This is a genomic window from Aquabacterium humicola (assembly GCF_030167915.1).
Lineage (GTDB): Bacteria > Pseudomonadota > Gammaproteobacteria > Burkholderiales > Burkholderiaceae_C > Pseudaquabacterium > Pseudaquabacterium humicola.
In genome coordinates this window covers 1-16,781 of sequence record NZ_JARGNB010000009.1, presented here as the reverse complement: position 1 = coordinate 16,781, position 16,781 = coordinate 1, and the positions used below count along the sequence as shown (strand labels likewise).

Annotated in this window: 14 protein-coding genes; 1 reads left to right on the top strand and 13 read right to left on the bottom strand. The window is 68.6% G+C overall.

The genetic code is table 11. The features are described from left to right. Positions 1–18 precede the first annotated feature (18 nt). The 13 genes from P1K89_RS28500 to aptA all read right to left on the bottom strand — a co-directional run bounded on the left by P1K89_RS28500 (position 19) and on the right by aptA (position 15,928). Positions 19–891, bottom strand: coding sequence for a DMT family transporter (locus P1K89_RS28500; protein WP_439898051.1), 873 nt, complete (start codon positions 889–891; stop codon positions 19–21). Between the two features lie 49 nt (positions 892–940). Then, the gene (glnT, locus tag P1K89_RS28495; RefSeq protein WP_284619933.1) at positions 941–2,293 is read right to left on the bottom strand and encodes a type III glutamate--ammonia ligase; all 1,353 of its coding nucleotides are present in this window, start codon (positions 2,291–2,293) and stop codon (positions 941–943) included. Positions 2,294–2,321: 28 nt separating this feature from the next. Further along, a complete protein-coding gene (locus tag P1K89_RS28490; protein WP_284619932.1) occupies positions 2,322–3,812 on the bottom strand; it encodes an aldehyde dehydrogenase in 1,491 nt (496 codons plus the stop codon). A gap of 44 nt (positions 3,813–3,856) precedes the next feature. Beyond that, positions 3,857–5,272, bottom strand: a complete 1,416-nt coding sequence (locus P1K89_RS28485) for a DUF3138 family protein (protein WP_284619931.1) — start codon at positions 5,270–5,272, stop codon at positions 3,857–3,859. A gap of 58 nt (positions 5,273–5,330) precedes the next feature. Next, positions 5,331–6,173 carry an ABC transporter permease subunit gene (locus P1K89_RS28480; RefSeq protein ID WP_284619930.1) on the bottom strand — a complete coding sequence of 281 codons (843 nt, stop codon included), beginning with the start codon at positions 6,171–6,173 and terminating at the stop codon, positions 5,331–5,333. Then, a complete protein-coding gene (locus tag P1K89_RS28475; RefSeq protein ID WP_439898045.1) occupies positions 6,170–7,105 on the bottom strand; it encodes an ABC transporter permease in 936 nt (311 codons plus the stop codon). Before P1K89_RS28475 ends, P1K89_RS28480 begins: the two co-directional genes overlap by 4 nt. Then, the gene (locus P1K89_RS28470) at positions 7,102–8,241 is read right to left on the bottom strand and encodes an ABC transporter ATP-binding protein (protein WP_439898044.1); all 1,140 of its coding nucleotides are present in this window, start codon (positions 8,239–8,241) and stop codon (positions 7,102–7,104) included. The genes P1K89_RS28475 and P1K89_RS28470 overlap by 4 nt, the downstream gene beginning before the upstream one ends. 82 nt (positions 8,242–8,323) lie before the next feature. Continuing rightward, the gene (locus tag P1K89_RS28465; RefSeq protein ID WP_284619928.1) at positions 8,324–9,448 is read right to left on the bottom strand and encodes a polyamine ABC transporter substrate-binding protein; all 1,125 of its coding nucleotides are present in this window, start codon (positions 9,446–9,448) and stop codon (positions 8,324–8,326) included. An 89-nt stretch (positions 9,449–9,537) separates the two neighbouring features. Beyond that, positions 9,538–10,950 carry an aspartate aminotransferase family protein gene (locus P1K89_RS28460; protein ID WP_284619927.1) on the bottom strand — a complete coding sequence of 471 codons (1,413 nt, stop codon included), beginning with the start codon at positions 10,948–10,950 and terminating at the stop codon, positions 9,538–9,540. Between the two features lie 19 nt (positions 10,951–10,969). Continuing rightward, a complete protein-coding gene (locus P1K89_RS28455) occupies positions 10,970–12,337 on the bottom strand; it encodes a glutamine synthetase family protein (RefSeq protein WP_284619926.1) in 1,368 nt (455 codons plus the stop codon). Positions 12,338–12,425: 88 nt separating this feature from the next. Beyond that, a complete protein-coding gene (locus P1K89_RS28450; protein WP_284619925.1) occupies positions 12,426–13,223 on the bottom strand; it encodes a gamma-glutamyl-gamma-aminobutyrate hydrolase family protein in 798 nt (265 codons plus the stop codon). Between the two features lie 21 nt (positions 13,224–13,244). Further along, positions 13,245–14,546 carry an NAD(P)/FAD-dependent oxidoreductase gene (locus P1K89_RS28445; protein ID WP_284619924.1) on the bottom strand — a complete coding sequence of 434 codons (1,302 nt, stop codon included), beginning with the start codon at positions 14,544–14,546 and terminating at the stop codon, positions 13,245–13,247. A gap of 62 nt (positions 14,547–14,608) precedes the next feature. Further along, positions 14,609–15,928, bottom strand: coding sequence for an omega-aminotransferase AptA (gene aptA, locus P1K89_RS28440; protein ID WP_284619923.1), 1,320 nt, complete (start codon positions 15,926–15,928; stop codon positions 14,609–14,611). A gap of 187 nt (positions 15,929–16,115) precedes the next feature. Here aptA and P1K89_RS28435 point away from each other — a divergent pair, with 187 nt between their 5' ends. After that, the gene (locus P1K89_RS28435; protein ID WP_284619922.1) at positions 16,116–16,595 is read left to right on the top strand and encodes an Lrp/AsnC family transcriptional regulator; all 480 of its coding nucleotides are present in this window, start codon (positions 16,116–16,118) and stop codon (positions 16,593–16,595) included. The last annotated feature ends 186 nt before the right edge of the window (positions 16,596–16,781 follow it).

Here is a 16,781-nt window from a genome sequence, read left to right as displayed (position 1 = left end):
GCGAAGCGAGCGTGTGTTTCAGGCTCGACGACCCGTCGGCCACACCGCCAGCAGCAATCCGGCCAGCGCCAGCCCGAACGCGGCCAGGTGCGCGCTGCCGAACGGTTCACCGAGCCAGACCACGCCGACCAGCGCCGCGGCCACCGGCAGCAGCACCGCGAACACGCCGGCGCGTTGCGCCGGCACCTGCGCCAGGCCTTTCATCCACAGCCACACGCTGACCACGCTGGCGGCCAGCGCATAGAACACCAGCAGCGACCAGGTGCCGGTGGGGACGGCGCGGAAATCGAAGTCCAGCGCCTGCCACAGGCCCAGCGGCGTCACCAGCGCGAAGCCCCACAGGTTGATCAGCGCGCTGATTCGGCGCGCCGACACCTGGCCGGTGAGGCGCTTGCCGATCACCACGTAGCTCGCTTCGCACAGCAGTGCGGCCACCAGCAGCGGCGGACCGAGCCAGGCGGGCAGGGCGGTCGGCGCCGCAGCCGCATGGTCGCCGCCGCCAGGCGTCCGGGCGAGCGCCAGCAAGGCGATGCCGGCCGCCGCACAGCCGATCGCGGCAACGAGCCGCGGCGTCAGGCGTTCGCCGAGGAACACCCGCGACAGCAGCGCAACCGCCGCCGGCAGGCCGGCCATCACGACGCCGGCAGCGACCGCCGAGGTCAGCAGCACGCCGTAGAGCATGCAGATCGAGAACAGGAAGTTGCCGAGGAAACTTTCCAGGAAGAGCAGGCGCCGGTCGTGCGGCGACAGCGCCGGCTCGGCCGGGCCGCGCTGCAGCCAGTGCGGCATCGCGATCGCCGCGATGCCGAAGCGCAGCCAGGCCAGCAGGAACACCGGGAAGACGGCGACCAGCACCCGCGACAAGCCGACGTAGCTGCCGACCAGCGCCATGCTGGCCGCCAGGCTCGCATAGGCCAGCAGCGGCGCGCGGCTCAAATGATCAGAACGCCGCCGCGTAGCGCTGCAGTTCCCAGTCGCTGACGTGGCGCTGGTAGGCCAGCGATTCCGCGCGCTTGAGTGCCAGGAACTGCGTCGTCAGCGTCTCGCCCAGCGCGGTGGTCAGCACCTCGTCGGCTTGCAGCGCATCGAGCGCTTCATCCAGGCTCTGCGGCAGCGTGGCGATGCCCCGCCGCCGAATCTCGGCGAGGCCGAGCTCGAACAGGTCGTCATCCTGGGCCGGCGGCAGCTCGAGCTTGCGGTCGATGCCGTCGAGGCCGGCGGCGATCAGCCCGGTGCTGGCCAGGTACGGGTTCGCCGACGCATCGGGCAGCCGCCATTCGAAGCGGCCGGACAGCGTGCGCACCAGCGCCGTGCGGTTGTTCGCGCCATGCGCGATGTGCGCCGGCGCCCAGCTGGTGCCGGACAGCGACTCGCCGACGACCAGGCGCTTGTAGCTGTTGACCGTCGGTGCCGCCAGCGCGGCCAGGGCGGGCGCATGCGCCAGCACGCCGGCGACGAAGTGCCGCCCCAGCGGCGACAGCCCGGCCGCGGGGTCGGCCGCACCGTCGGGCGTGTGCGGCATGAACAGGTTGCTGCCGTCGACGCCCAGGCCCTTCCAGAGCGACACATGGAAGTGCATGCCGCTGCCCGGCTGGTTCGCGAAAGGCTTGGGCATCATCGAGAAGACCATGCCGCGCTCCTCGGCCATCGCGTGCGCGGCGATCTTGAAGAGCATCAGGTTGTCGGCGCTGGTCAGCGCGTCGTCGAAGCCGAAGTTCACCTCGTACTGGCCGTGCGCGTCCTCGTGGTCGATCTGCAGCATGTCGAGCTGGCAGGCGGTGAGCGACTGGTGCAGTGCCTGCAGGAAATCGCGCTGGCGCGGCAGCGACTTCAGGTCGTAGCTGGGCTTGTCGAGGTGGTCGCGGTCGTCGGCGGGTTGCCACCGGCCGTCCTCGTGCTTGAGCAGGAAGAACTCCGGCTCGATGCCGGTGCGCAGGTGCCAGCCGCGGTCGTCCAGGCGCTCGATGGCACGCTTGAGCACCTGGCGCGGGCAGGCATCGAAGGGCTCGCCGGCCACCCAGCCGTCGCAGACGATGCGCGCATGGCCCGGCATCCACGGCATCGCGACCGCGGTGCTGGCGTAGCCGCGCGCCCAGTACTCGCCGCGCGGGCCGGTGCGCGGCAGCCCGGTGCCGGCGATCGACGGGCCGCTGAAGCCGGCGCCGTCCGTCAGCAGGTCGTCCAGGTGCGCCAGCGGCACCAGCTTGCCCTTGGCGACGCCGAAGATATCGGTGAACTGCGCCAGCAGCGTGTGCACGCCCTTGGCTTGCAATCTCTCGCGCAGGTCCTTCATGCAACGCTCCCGTCAGGTCGGTTCGTGGTCAATCGATGCGGATCCAGGTGGTCTTCAGCTCCGTGTACTTGTCGAACGCATGCAGGCTCTTGTCGCGCCCGTTGCCGCTCTGCTTGTAGCCGCCGAAGGGCACGGTGATGTCGTCCTCGTCGTACTGGTTGACGTGCACCGTGCCGGCGCGCAGGCGCCGAGCGACGCGGTGCGCCCGGTTGATGTTGTCGCTCCAGACGCTGGCCTGCAAGCCGTAGCTGGAATCGTTGGCCATCTTCACCGCTTCGGCCTCGTCGCTGAAGCGGATCACGCTCATCACCGGCCCGAAGATCTCCTCGCGCGCGATCTTCATCGTATTGGCAACGCCGTCGAACACGGTCGGCTCGACGTAGTAGCCGCCGGTTTCGGAAAGCGCGCGCTTGCCGCCCGCGGCAATCCGCGCGCCTTCGCTGGCGCCGGCGTCGATGTAGCCCATCACCGTCTTCAGCTGGGTGTCGTCCACCAGCGCGCCCATCACCGTCTTCGCATCGAGCGGATCGGCCGGCGCGTAGGCCGGCGCTTCGGCGGCGACGATGGCGACGAACGCTTCAGCGATGCGCTCGTGCACGAACACCCGCGACGGCGCATTGCAGCTCTCGCCCTGGTTGAAGAACATGCTGCCGGCGACGGTCTTCGCCGCGCGCTCGACGTCGGCGAAATCGTCGAAGACGACGAAGGCCGACTTGCCGCCGAGCTCGTTGTAGACACGCTTCAGGTTCGAGCGGCCGGCGTACTCGTACATGCGGCGGCCGGTGCGCGTGGAGCCGGTGAAGCCGATCGCGTCGACCTGCATGTGCAGGGCCAGCGCCTCGCCGGCTTCCTGGCCGTAGCCCGGCACGACGTTGAAGACGCCCGGCGGCAGCCCGGCCTCGACCGCCAGCTCGGCCAGCCGCAGCGCGGTCAGGGGACTCTTCTCGCTGGGCTTGAGCACCACCGAGTTGCCGGCGGCCAGCGCGGGGCCGAGCTTCCACGCGGCCATGATCATCGGGTAGTTCCAGGGCACGATCGCGCCGATCACGCCCATCGGCTCGCGCGTGATCAGCGCCAGGCCGCTCCGGGGCGTCGGCGCGATCTCGTCGTAGACCTTGTCGACCGCCTCGGCGTACCACTGGATGCAGCGGGCGGTGGACGGCACGTCGACGGAGAGGGCGTACTGGATCGGCTTGCCCATGTCCAGCGTCTCGAGCAGCGCCAGCTCGTCCTTGGCCGCGAGGATCTTGTCGGCGAACTTCTGCAGCACGCGTTTGCGCTGCGCCGGCGCCTTGTCGGCCCAGCGGCCGTCGTCGAAGGCGGCGCGCGCGGCGCGCACCGCGGCGTCGACGTCGGCCTCGCGGCCGCGGGCGACGGCGCCGAGCGAGCGGCCGTCGATCGGCGACAGGCAATCGAAGGTCTCGCCGGACAGCGCCGCGCGGCGCTCGCCGTCGATCACGCAGCGGCCGTCGATGCGCAGCGCCTTCGCGCGGGCGTGCCAGTCGATGGTTTCAGCCATGGGGGTCTCCTGGGGACTGTCGGATCCGGTCGAGTGTGGCCTCGTCAGAAGCTCACGACCACCGAGGTGCCGAACACCGCATTGCTCTTGCGGTATTCGCCGGTCCGAACGTCGAGGAAGACGGGCAGGTTCGCGCGGTCGTAGCGGGCCTCGGCCTTGAAGGTGGTGTTGAGGTTGTACAGCCACGACACGCCGACCGACAGCGCGCTGCGGTTCGCGCCCTTGTCGCAGCCTTCGACCCAGGCGTCGCCGCAGGCCAGCGTGGCGTCCGGCCCGAAGCCGTTGCGGTCGTCGGCCGCGGTGTAGCCCAGCAGGCCGCCGCCATGCTTGCGGTTGCGGATGTGGTCGAAGCGGCCGATGACTTCCCAGCGCGGCATGAACTTGTAGGCGACGAGGCCCGAGACGCCGGTCCACTGGCTGTCGCGCAGTTCGCCCGTCTCGGGGTTGGCGGTGATCGCCGCGCGCGTCTGCTGGCCGAAGCTGGCCTGGCCCTGCACGGTCCAGTCGCCGCGGATGAAGTAGGCGTCGAACTCGAACAGGTTCACGCGCGTGTCGCGCGCATCGTAGGCCTCGCCGGTGATCGGATTGGCCGCGTCCTGCGCGCGGAAGTTGGCGGCCTTGCCGTGCAGGCCCGCGAAGCCGAAGCCCTGGAACTCGCCGCGCGAGTAGTCGACGCGGTAGGCGAAGGCCGGCGCACGCTCGCCGGACTGGCGCTTGCTGGTATTGACGTTGGCGATCATCCAGCGGCTCCACCACTTGCCGCGGATGTACTCCATGCCGACGCCGGTGTAGGTGGTGGGCAGCGTGAAGTCGTAGAGCAGGTTGTGCGAGATCAGCTTGTTCAGCGTGGCCTGCTGGTACTCGTAGCCCGACCAGTCGGGCACCTGGCCGGCGATGACGCGCGTCTGCAGGTCGCCGAGCGGGATCGACACCGAGGCTTCCTGAACGATCGAGTTCTCGCCGATCACGTCGCCGGTGCCGCGCTTGGGCACCAGCGTCAGCCGCCACTTGGTGCCGCCTTCCATCTCCTTCTGCAGGTCGAGGAAGACGCTGCCGAAGTAGGAGTTGTCGTAGTTGTAGCCGTCGCTGTCCACCCCGTTCAGGAACTGGAAGCCGCCGCGCCGCTGGCGCTGGTTGTAGACGTAGGTCGGGTCCATGAAGCCGTTGATCTTGAACATCTTCAGGCCCTGGGCCTCGATGGCGTCCTCGACCGCTTCGGTCTTCACCGCGACGCGGTTCAGCTCGCGCGCCTGCTCGGGCGTCATGCCCCACTGGGGTGTCGTCGGCGCGGCGGCCTTGGCTTCCTGGGCCTTCAGCTTCGCTTCCAGGTCGGCCACCTTGGCCTTCAGGTCCTGCAGCTCCTTCAGGATCTCGGCGTTGCTCTGCGCCTGCGCGGGAAAGGCCGCGGCAAGCGCGAGCGCGAGTGCGGTCAGGGCGCTCAGGGGGATCGTCTTCTTCATGGGCACTCCTCTCGGGTTGTTCGTTAGGTTGTTCGGTGTCTTGTTCGTCCGCAGGCGTTCAGCCGCCGCGGGCCGCGGCCGACAGTTCCTGCTGGCGCCGTCGCTCGGCGCGGGCGATCAGGTAGCTCGCGACCAGCACGCCGATCGCGACGATGCCGACGATGATGGTGGCGACCGCGTTGACGCTGGGGTTCAGCCCCAGCCGTGCGCGCGAGAAGATCACCAGCGGCATCGTCGTCGAGCCCGGGCCGGACAGGAAGGCCGACAGCACGACGTCGTCGAGCGAGATCGTGAACGTGAGCAGCCACGCCGAGCCCAGCGACTGCACGATCATCGGAAGGGTCACCAGCAGGAAGACCTGCAGCGGCTTCGCGCCGAGGTCCATCGCGGCTTCCTCGAGCTGCGGGTTCAGGTCCTGCAGCCGCGCCTGCACGACGACGGTGGCGTAGGCCATGCCGAGCAGCAGGTGGCCGAGCCAGATCGTCAGCATGCCGCGCTCGGGAACGCCGATCGCGCGCTGCATCGACACCAGCATCAGCAGCAGCGACAGCCCGACCACCACCTCCGGCATCACCAGCGGCGCATTGACCATGCCGGAGAACACCGTGCGGCCGCGGAAGCGCCGGTACTTCACCAGCGTGACCGCGGCCAGCGTGCCCAGCACCACCGAGCCGCAGGCGGTGAAGAAGGCCACGCGCAGGCTGAGCCAGAGACCGGACAGGATCTCGTTGTCGTTCGCCAGCGCGGCGTACCACTTCAGCGTGAAGCCGCGCCAGACGTTCGGCAGCGGCGAGTCGTTGAACGAGTACAGCACCAGCGCGACGATCGGCAGGTACAGGAAGGCGTAGCCCCCGACAAGCCAGGCCTTGGCGAAGGAACGGTTCAGGGACGACAGCTTCATCGCCGCGCCTCCTGCGCCTCGGCCTGGTACTTGTTGAAGACCGCCAGCGGCACGATGATCAGCAGGATCATCACCACCGCGACGCTCGCGGCCATCGGCCAGTCGTTGTTCGAGAAGAACTCGTCCCACAGCACGCGGCCGATCATCAGCGTCTCCGGGCCGCCGAGCAGCTCGGGGATCACCAGCTCGCCGATGCAGGGGATGAACACCAGCATCGAGCCGGCGATGATGCCGGCCTTGGACAGCGGCACGGTGATCTTCCAGAAGGCGGTCCACGGCGTCGCGCCGAGGTCGGAGGCCGCCTCCAGCAGCCGGAGGTCCAGCTTCGCGAGGTTGCCGTACAGCGGCAGCACCATGAACGGCATGTAGGTGTAGGCCATGCCGAGCACCAGCGAGAAGGGCGTGTACATCAGCTTGCCGGGCGCGGGAATCATGCCGGCGCGGAACAGCAGCTGGTCCAGCCCGGTGCCGACGATGGCCTCGAACACCCAGCCGTGCTCGGACAGCAGGCCCTTCCACGCGTAGACGCGCAGCAGGAACGAGGTCCAGAACGGCAGCATCACCAGCATCACCAGCGCCGGCTGCACCGTGGGCTTCGCGCGGGCCATGAAGTAGGCGAACGGATAGCCGATGACGAGGCACAGCACCGTCGCCGCGGCCGCGTACTTCAGGCTCGCGATGTAGGTCTTGATGTAGAGCGCGTCCTCGGTAATGAAGACGTAGTTCGACAGCTTCAGCGTCAGCTGCAGCAGACCCTCCTTGTAGGTGACGAGGTCCTTGAAGGTAACGGTCTCCATTTCGGAGACGCTGATCTTCACGAGGATCAGGAAGGGGAACAGGAAGAACAGCAGCAGCCACGCGTACGGCACGCCGATGACGGCGTGGCGGCCGCGCAGCCAGCGTCCGAGCCGTGGCTTCATCGCCGCGCTCATTGCGTCAGCACCACGTGCGCCATGCGCGACCAGTGCGCCCACACGCTGTCGCCCCAGGTCAGTTCCTCGTCCTTGTGGCGCGCGACGTTGGCCTGCGAGACCTTCAGGCGCTGGCCGCTCGGCAGCTCCAGGTGGTAGACCGTGAAGGCGCCGAAGTAGGACAGCTCCTTGATCGTGCCCAGCACGCTGTTGAACTCGTCGGCCGGCTTGTGGCGCGAGACGTGGATCTTCTCCGGCCGCAGCGCGACGGTGACCGGCATGCCGATCGTGCCGGTGATGCCGTGGCCGACGTAGTGCTTGCAGTCGGCCGCGCCGATGACTACGTGGTCAGGCTCGTCGACCTCGACGGTGCCGGGCATCAGGTTGACGTTGCCGATGAAGTCGGCGACGAAGCGGTTCGACGGCGTCTCGTAGATGTCCGCCGGCGCACCGACCTGCAGGAAGCGGCCTTCGCTCATCACCGCGATGCGCGAGGCCATGGTCATCGCCTCTTCCTGGTCGTGCGTGACCATGACGCAGGTCACGCCGACCTGCTCGATGATGTTGACCAGCTCGATCTGCGTCTCCTCGCGCAGCTTCTTGTCGAGCGCGCCCAGCGGCTCGTCCAGCAGCAGCAGCTGCGGCCGCTTCGCGAGGCTGCGCGCCAGCGCCACGCGCTGCTGCTGGCCGCCGGACAGCTGATGCGGCTTGCGCTTCGCGAACTTGCCCAGCTGCACCAGCTTCAGCATCGCGTCGACACGCTCGTCGATCTGCGCCTTCGGCAGGCGGTCGCGTCTCAGCCCGAACGCGATGTTGTCCCATACCGTCAGGTGCGGGAACAGCGCGTAGGACTGGAACATCATGTTGATCGGGCGCTCGTAGGGCGGCAGGCCGGCGAGGTCCTGGCCGGCGAGCACGATGCGGCCCGAGCTCGGCGTCTCGAAGCCGGCCAGCATGCGCAGCAGCGTCGTCTTGCCGCAGCCGGACGAGCCGAGCAGCGCGAAGATCTCGCCGCGCGCGATGTCGACGCTGACGTGGTCGACGGCCTTGACGCCGCCGAAGTCCTTCATCACGTCCTGGATGCGCAGGTACGCGGCGTCGGTGTTCGCGGCGGCCGCGGTCTTCCCGTTCCCACTCCCGTTCGGATGTGCGGGCATGGACTCCTCCTCGCGGGGCCGGCCTGCAAGGCCGCCCCTTTCGGGTGCTATCGACTGTTGAGGGCGCGTCGGCGCAGTGCGCTCACAGCCCCGTCTTGAAGCCGGTGTAGGTGCGCGTCATCAGCCGGCGCAGGTCGTTGTTCAGCGCGTCCGGGGGGATCATCTTCTTCAGCTCGGCCTCCGGCAGGAACACCGTCGGGTTGCTGGCGACCTCGGGCTTGATGTGCTTCTTCGATTCGAGGTTGGGGTTCGCGTAGAAGACCTTGTTGGTCAGGCTGGCGTGCACGTCCCCGCGCAGGATGTAGTTGATGAACTTGTGCGCGTTGCCCGGGTGGGCGGCGTCGACCGGGATCACCATCACGTCGAAGAACAGCAGCCCGCCGTTGGCCGGCAGCAGCGCCTGGATGGTCTGGCCGGTCTTGCCGTCGATCGCGCGCTGGCGCGCGATGTTGATGTCGCCGGACCAGCCGAGCGCGACGCAGATCGAGCCGTTGGCCATGTCGTTGATGTAGCCCGACGAGCTGAACAGCGTCACGTGCGGGCGGATCGACTTCAGCAACTGCGCGGCCAGCTGGTAGTCGCCGGGCGTCTTGCTGAAGGGCGGCTTGCCCAGGTAGTGCAGCGCGGCCGGGACCACTTCGGACGCGGAGTCGAGGAAGGACACGCCGCAGGACTTCAGCTTCGAGATGTACTCGGGCTTGAAGACGAGGTCCCAGGCATTGGCCGGCATCGGCGTGGCGCCGAGCGCGGCCTTGACCTTCTCGACATTGATGCCGACGGTGGTGAAGCCCCACAGCCAGTTGACCATGTGCTCGTTGCCCGGGTCCAGCCGGCCCAGCTGCGCCTGCACCGCCGGGTCGAGGTTCTTGTAGTTCGGGAGCTTGCTCTTGTCGATCTTCGCGAGCAGGCCGCCGTCGATCTGCAGCTTGGCCCAGTTCGACGAGGGCACGACGATGTCGTAGCCGCTCTTGCCCGCCACCAGCTTCGCGTGGACGATCTCGTTGTTGTCGAAGTTGTCGTAGCGGACCTTGATCCCGGTTTCCTTCTCGAAGTTGCGGATCGTCTCCTCGCCGATGTAGTCGGACCAGTTGTAGACGTTGAGGACCTTCTCCTCTTCCTGGGCCTGCACCGCCGTGGTGCCCAGCGCGGTGGCCAGGCCCAGCAGGGCGGCGGTGATCGATCGACGGAACGGTGACGACAACTTCATGAATCAACCTCCGGGTGTAGTTCGTGTGGGCAATCGAAGCGGGCGATCTAGCAGTCTAAGGCGGTGGGTCGCTCGGGCCCACCGGGTTATCACATCCAGCCTTCGCGGCGCGCGTCGGCCAGCGTCAGGTCGAGGCAGCGACGGATCAGCGCCATCATCTCGTCGATCTGCGCGCGGGTGATCACCAGCGGCGGCGCGATGATCATGCGGTTGCCGACGGCCCGCATGATCAGCCCCTCGCGGAAGCAGTGGCCGCGGCAGACCATGCCGATGGACACCGATTCGTCGAAGGCCTGCATGCCGCCGGGCTGGTTGAACGGCCGGCCGTCGCCCTTGTCCTTGACGAGCAGCAAGGCGCCCATCAGGCCGCAGGTCTCGGCATCGCCGATCAACGGGTGGTCCTTCAGGCTCTCGAAGGCCTTCGCAAGATACGGGCCGACGTCGTCGTGCACCCGCTCGACCAGCTTCAGCTCCTGGATCAGCCGGATGTTGGCCAGCGCCACCGCGCAGGCCACCGGGTGGCCGGAGTAGGTGTAGCCGTGCTCGAACTCGCCGCCACGCTCGATCAGCACCTCGGCGACCCGGTCGCCGACCATCACGCCGCCGAGCGGGATGTAGCCGCTGGTCACGCCCTTGGCGAAGGTCATCAGGTCAGGCTTCGAGCCGACGGTCTCGCAGCCGAACCACCGGCCGGTGCGGCCGAAGCCGCAGATGACCTCGTCGCTTACCACCAGCACGCCGTACTTGTCGCAGATGCGCTGCACCTCGGGCCAGTAGCTCGCCGGCGGGATGATCACGCCGCCGGCGCCCTGCACCGGCTCGCCGATGAAGGCGGCGACCCGATCGGGACCCAGCGCGAGGATCTTCTCCTCCAGCCAGCGTGCGGCGGCGAGGCCGAACTGCTCGCGGCTCATGTCGCCGCCAAGCGCGGCCCAGTAGGGCTGCTCGATGTGCTCGATGCCGGGGATCGGCAGGCCGCCCTGCGCATGCATCGCGCTCATGCCGCCGAGCGAGGCGCCGGCCATCGTCGAGCCGTGGTAGCCGTTGCGCCGGCCGATGATGACCGAGCGCTGCGGCTGGCCCAGGATGTCCCAGTAGCGGCGCACCATGCGCACGACGGTATCGTTGCCCTCGGAGCCCGAGCCCGAGAAGAAGACGTGCCTGAACTGCGGCGGCGTGACCTCGGCCAGTAGTTCGGCCAGTTCGATTGCGGGCGGCGTCGCGGTCTGGAAGAACGCGTTGTAGAAGGGCAGCTCCTTCAGCTGCCGCGTCGCCGCGTCGATCAGCGCCTGCTGGCCGTAGCCGACGTTGACGCACCACAGCCCGGACATCGCATCGAGGATGCGCTGGCCGTCGCTGTCGGTGAGGTAGATGTTCTCGGCCTTCGTGATGATGCGCGAGCCCTTCTTCGCCAGCGACTGGAAGTCAGTGAAGGGATGCAGGAAGTGCTTCGCGTCGGCGGCCTGCCAGTCCGCGGTGCTGCGGTTCTTGGTGATCGTCATGTGGTTCGCTCCCTCGTGTTCAGACGTGCAGCAGCAGGTGTTCGCGTTCCCAGGGGGAGATCACCTTCATGAACTCGGCGTACTCGATCTCCTTGACCTCGGTGTAGACGGTGATGAACTGCGAGCCCAGCACCTCGTGCAGATCCTTCTCCTCGCGCAGCAGCGCCAGCGCCTCGCCCAGGCTGCGCGGCAGCTGGTAGTCGCCCAGGTACGCATCGCCCTTGCACTCGGGCGACGGCTCGATGCGCTTCTGGATGCCGATGTAGCCGCAGGCCAGCGTGGCCGCCAGCGCGACGTAGGGGTTGGCATCGGCGCCGATCACGCGGTTCTCGATGCGCCGGCCCTGGGGCGCGGCCAGCGGCGAGCGGATGCCCACCGTGCGGTTGTCGGTGCCCCACTGGATGTTGATCGGCGCGGCGGTGAAGCGCGCCAGCCGGCGGTAGCTGTTGACGTAGGGCGCGAACAGCGCCATCGCCGCCGGGATGTACTTCTGCAGGCCGCCGATGAACCAGTAGAACTCCTGGCTCGGCGTGCCGTCGGCGTTGCTGAAGATGTTGCGGCCGGTCTCGGTGTTGACGATGCTCTGGTGCACGTGCATCGCGCTGCCCGGCTCGCCGGCGATCGGCTTGGCCATGAAGGTCGCGAACATGTCGTGGCGCAGCGCCGCCTCGCGCACCGTGCGCTTGAAGAGGAACACCTCGTCCGCGAGCCCCAGCGGGTGATCGTGGAAGAAGTTGATCTCCATCTGGCCCGCGCCGACCTCGTGGATCAGCGTGTCGACGTTCAGGCCCATCTTCTCGCAGTAGTCGTAGACGTCCTCGAACAGCGGGTCGAACTCGTTGACCGCGTCGATCGAGTAGGCCTGGCGCGAGGTCTCGGCGCGGCCGCTGCGGCCCACCGGCGGTTTCAGCGGCATGTCCGGGTCGGTGTTGCGGGCGACCAGGTAGAACTCGAGCTCGGGCGCGACCACCGGCTTCCAGCCCTGCGCCGCGTACAACTCGCAGACGCGCCGCAGCACCGAGCGCGGCGCGAAGGGCACGAGGTGGCCGTCCTTGTCGTAGCAGTCGTGGATCACCTGCGCGGTGGGGTCGACGGCCCACGGCACGATGCGCACCGTCGCCGGGTCGGGGCGCAGGTGCATGTCCATGTCGTTCGGGCTGATGACGTCGTAGTACGGCCCCTCCTCGGGGAATTCACCGGTCACGCCCATCGCCACCACCGCTTCCGGCAGCCGCATGCCGCGGTCTTCGGTGAATTTCTCGCGCGGCAGGATCTTGCCGCGGGCCACGCCGGTGAGGTCGGGCACCAGGCATTCGATCTCGGTCACGCGGCGCTGGTTGAGCCACTGTTCGAGCTCGCTGAAGTTGAAGTTGTCTCGGTTCACCATGGGAACACTCTCGTCGTCGGTTCGGGTCTTGCGGCCGATGTTGGCGTGAAGCCGTCCGGATGGCCGCGGGCTCCGCGTCGGATCGACGCTAGGGGATCGGGCTGCGATGGGCGCTGCGGTGCCGGTCGCGATAGGCGCGGCAGGCCTGGCCGAAGGCCTGCAGCAGCTGCATCGATACCGGGTTGCTCGCGGCCTGCCACTCGGGGTGCCACTGCACGCAGAGGTTGAAGCCCTTGGCCTCGGCGACCGAGAAGGCCTCGACCAGGCCGTCGGGCGCGCGCGCCTCGACACGCAGCCCCGGCGCGAGCCGGTTCACCGCCTGGCCATGCACCGAGTTCACCGCGAAGCGCTTGCGGTCGAGCACGTCGGCCAGCACGCCGCCGGGCACCACCTCGACGTCGTGCGCCGGTCCGTACTGCACGGCGACGGGCTCGCCGCTCGGCGCGCGGTGGTCGTCGTAGGGATCGACCTCGTGCACCGCCTGGTGCAGCGAGCCGCCGAGCGCGACATTGGTCTCCTGCGTGCCGCGGCAGATGGCGAACAGCGGCATGCCGCGCGCCAGCACCTTCGGGATCAGCGGCAAGGTCCACGCGTCCCGGTCCGCATCGAGCGGCAGCGACGGGTCGTGCACCGCCTCGTCGAAGTGGCTCGGATGCACGTTCGACGCCGAGCCGGTCAGCAGCACGCCGTCGGCGAGGTCGAGCAGCGCGTCGAGTTCCTCGGGCTGCGCGGTCGGCACGATCAGCGGCTGCGCGCCGGCCAGGCGCACCGCGTCGACGTACTTCTTGCCGGCGACGTGGAACACGTGCTCGCCAAGCGGCTTGTTGCAGGCCGGCACCAGCACGACGGGCTTGCGCTCGGCGGGTCGAGAGGTCGGGGCGTTCATGTCGGTGGTCTCATGCAGGAGTCAGGCCAGCGCGTCGCGCAGGCGGTACCAGGCCATGCCCAGCATCAGCGCCGGCGTGCGCAGCAGCTTGCCGCCGGGGAAGGGGCGATGGCGGATGCGGGCAAAGGTGTCGAAGCGCGCCGCGTCGCCGCCGATGGCCTCGGCCACCAGCTTGCCCGCCAGGCCGGTCAGCGCCAGCCCGTGGCCGGAGAAGCCCTGCAGGTAGTAGACATTGGGCGAGCCCGGCAGGCGGCCGAAATCCGGGGCGCGGTTCATCGAGATGTCGACGAAGCCGCCCCAGGCGTGCGTGACCTTCACGCCGGCCAGTGCCGGCAGCGCCTGCACCATGCGCTGGCGCATGCTCTCGGCCAGGTTCATCGGCGTCGTCGTCGAATAGCTGACGCGGCCGCCGAACAGCATGCTGGAGTCGGCGGCGAAGCGGTAGTAGTCGAGCACGAAGTCGGTGTCGCAGACGGCCGACTGCGACGGCAGCAGCCGCTTGGCCAGCGCCTCGCCCACCGGCTCGCTGGCGATGATGTAGGTGCCGACCGGCATGATGCGCGACTCGAGCTGCGGCACAAGCCCTTGCAGGTAGACGTTGCCGGCCAGCAGCACCTGGCGCGCCGACACGGTGCCGCGCGGCGTGCGCAGGCGCGCGACGGCGCCGTGCTCGATCGCCTCGACCGGCGTTTCTTCGTGCAGGCTCGCGCCGAGCGACGCCGCGGCCCGGGCCAGGCCGAACGTGTACTTCAGCGGATGCAGGTGCCCGGAGCGCGCATCGTGCACTGCTGCGTGGTAGCGCGGACTCTCGATCCACTGCGGCAGCTCGGCGCGCTCGATGGTGCGCATCGGATAGTCGTAGTGCCGCGCCAGCGACTCCGCGCCGGCGAAGAGCTGGCGCGCCTTGCGCGGCGAAGTGGCGACGCCGAGGTAACCGTCGCGCCAGTCGGCGTCGATGCCGAAGCGGGTGCAGCGCTCGCGGATCAGGTCCAGCGCCTCGATCGACATGCCGAAGACCCGCTTCGCTTCGTCGCGGCCCAGCTGGCCTTCGACGGTCTCGATGTCGCACGCCAGGCCGTGGATCGCCTGGCCGCCGTTGCGGCCGCTGGCCCCGAAGCCGACCTCGCGGGCTTCGAGCACGCGCACAGAGAAGCCGCGGCCGGCCAGCTCGATCGCCGCCGACAGCCCGGCCAGGCCGCCGCCGACGATGGCCACGTCGCATTGCGCATCACCTTCGAGCGCCGCATACCGCGCAGCCCGTACGGCCGTGGCGGCGTAGTACGAGTGGCGCGTCAGTTCACGATCAGCGCTCAGGAAGGTCATACGGTATGCGCTAGGCAGGCCCTCGGTGGCTCAGGAATTCGCGTTGTCGGGCAGGTCGACGTTCAGGCGTGGCGCTGGATCGCGCCGCGGATCGTGTCGATGAGCTGGTCGATGTGCTGGCGTTCGATGATCAGCGGCGGCGACAGCGCGATGGTGTCGCCGGTGGTGCGGATCAGCACGCCCTTCTCGTAACAGTCGAGGAAGATGTTGAACGCGCGCTTGGCCGGCTCGCCCGGCAGCGGCGAGAGCTCGATGCCGCCGACGAGGCCGCAGTTGCGGATGTCGATGACGTTGGGCAGGCCCTTCAGCGAATGCAGCTGCTCGGCGAAGTAGCCCTGCAGCTGCTGGGCGCGGGTCAGCAGGCCTTCGTCCTCGTAGGTCTCGAGCGTGCCCAGGCCGGCGGCGCAGGCGAGCGGATGGGCCGAGTAGGTGTAGCCGTGGAAGAACTCGATCAGGTGCTCGGGACCCGTCATGAAGGTGTCGTGGATCTGCCGCTTGACGGCCACCGCGCCCATCGGCGCGCAGCCGTTGGTCAGGCCCTTGGCCATCACCAGGATGTCCGGCGTCACGCCGAAGGTCTGCGCCGCGAACGGGTTGCCGGTGCGGCCGAAGCCGGTGATGACCTCGTCGAAGATCAGCAGGATGCCGTGCTTGTCGCAGATCTCGCGCAGCTTCTGCAGGTAGCCCTTCGGGGGAATGAGCACGCCGGTGGAGCCGGCGATCGGCTCGACGATCACTGCGGCGATGGTCGACGCGTCGTGCAGCGCGACCAGGTTCTCGAGATCGTTCGCGAACTCGGCGCCATGCTCCGGCTGGCCGACGCTGAAGCTGTTGCGGGCCGCATCGTGCGTGTGGCGGATGTGGTCGACGCCGCCGAGCATCATCCCGAACATCTTGCGGTTGCCGACCATGCCGCCGACCGAGATGCCGCCGAAGTTGACGCCGTGGTAGCCGCGCTCGCGGCCGATCAGCCGGGTGCGGGCGCCGTCGCCGCGCACGCGGTGGTAGGCCAGCGCCATCTTCAGCGCGGTGTCGACCGATTCACTGCCGGAGTTGGTGAAGAAGACCTTGTCGAGGCCGGCGGGCGTCAGCTTGGCGACCTTGCCGGCCAGCTCGAAGGCCTTCGGGTGGGCCATCTGGAAGGGCGGTGCGTAGTCCAGCTCGGCGGCCTGCTGCTGGATCGCCTGCACGATCTTCGGGCGCGCATGGCCGGCGTTCACGCACCACAGGCCGGCGATCCCGTCGAGCACCTGGCGGCCGTCGTCGGTCCAGAAGTGCATGCCCGAGGCCTTGGTGAACAGGCGCGGCGCCTTCTTGAACTGGCGGTTCGCGGTGAACGGCATCCAGTAGGCATCGAGGCTCTGGGCATCCAAGGTGGACATGGCGGCGGGCTCCTGAAGGCGGGTGGCTTCTGCGAGGGGGTCTCGGCGGGTTGCCGGGTCGTTCTGCAACCCAGGCAACAGCCGACAACTCTAGACCTCCGGCCACGCAATGTGCTTGCGCAATCGCTGGGGGCCCACCCTTGGGGACGCAATATCATGCGAACGTTACAGCCCTCAGAAGAATTTCATGCGACAAGAGAGCCCGAAGCCGCAACTGGATGCGATCGACCGCCAGATCCTGACCGAGTTGCAGACCGATGGCCGCCTGTCCAACGTCGAGCTCGCCGAGCGCATCCACCTGTCGCCGTCGGCCTGCCTGCGGCGCGTCAAGCAGCTGGAAGAAGAAGGCGTGATCGCGCAGTACGTGGCGCTGCTGAATGCCAAGGCGCTCGGCCAGCACGGCACCTGCTTCACGATCATCAACCTGCAGACGATGAACGACGCCAAGCTGGCGGCCTTCGAGCAGGCGGTGCGCGACGAGCCGGAGATCCTCGACTGCTTCTACGTCGCCGGCTCCAACGACTACCTGATCCGCTTCAGCTACCGCGACGCCGAGGACCTGGAGCGTTTCCACACGCAGGTGCTGATGCGCCTGCCGGGGGTCGAGCGCTCGAACTCGATGCTGGTGCTGCGCACGGTCAAGAAGACGACGGCGCTGCCGTTGTGATCGGCGGCTGCTGGCCCGTTGCGGCCGTTCGCGTGGGTGGTCGAAGGACTGGCGATGTTCAGAGCGACAAAGGCGCGGGCGGGCAGGCCGCATCGCGCGAGTCCGGCGGTCGGCCCCTGGGGGGCCGACTTCCCGGGCTTGAGCGGCTCGGGGGCGCGCCGTCCATTTAGCTTCGCTCGCTGCGCT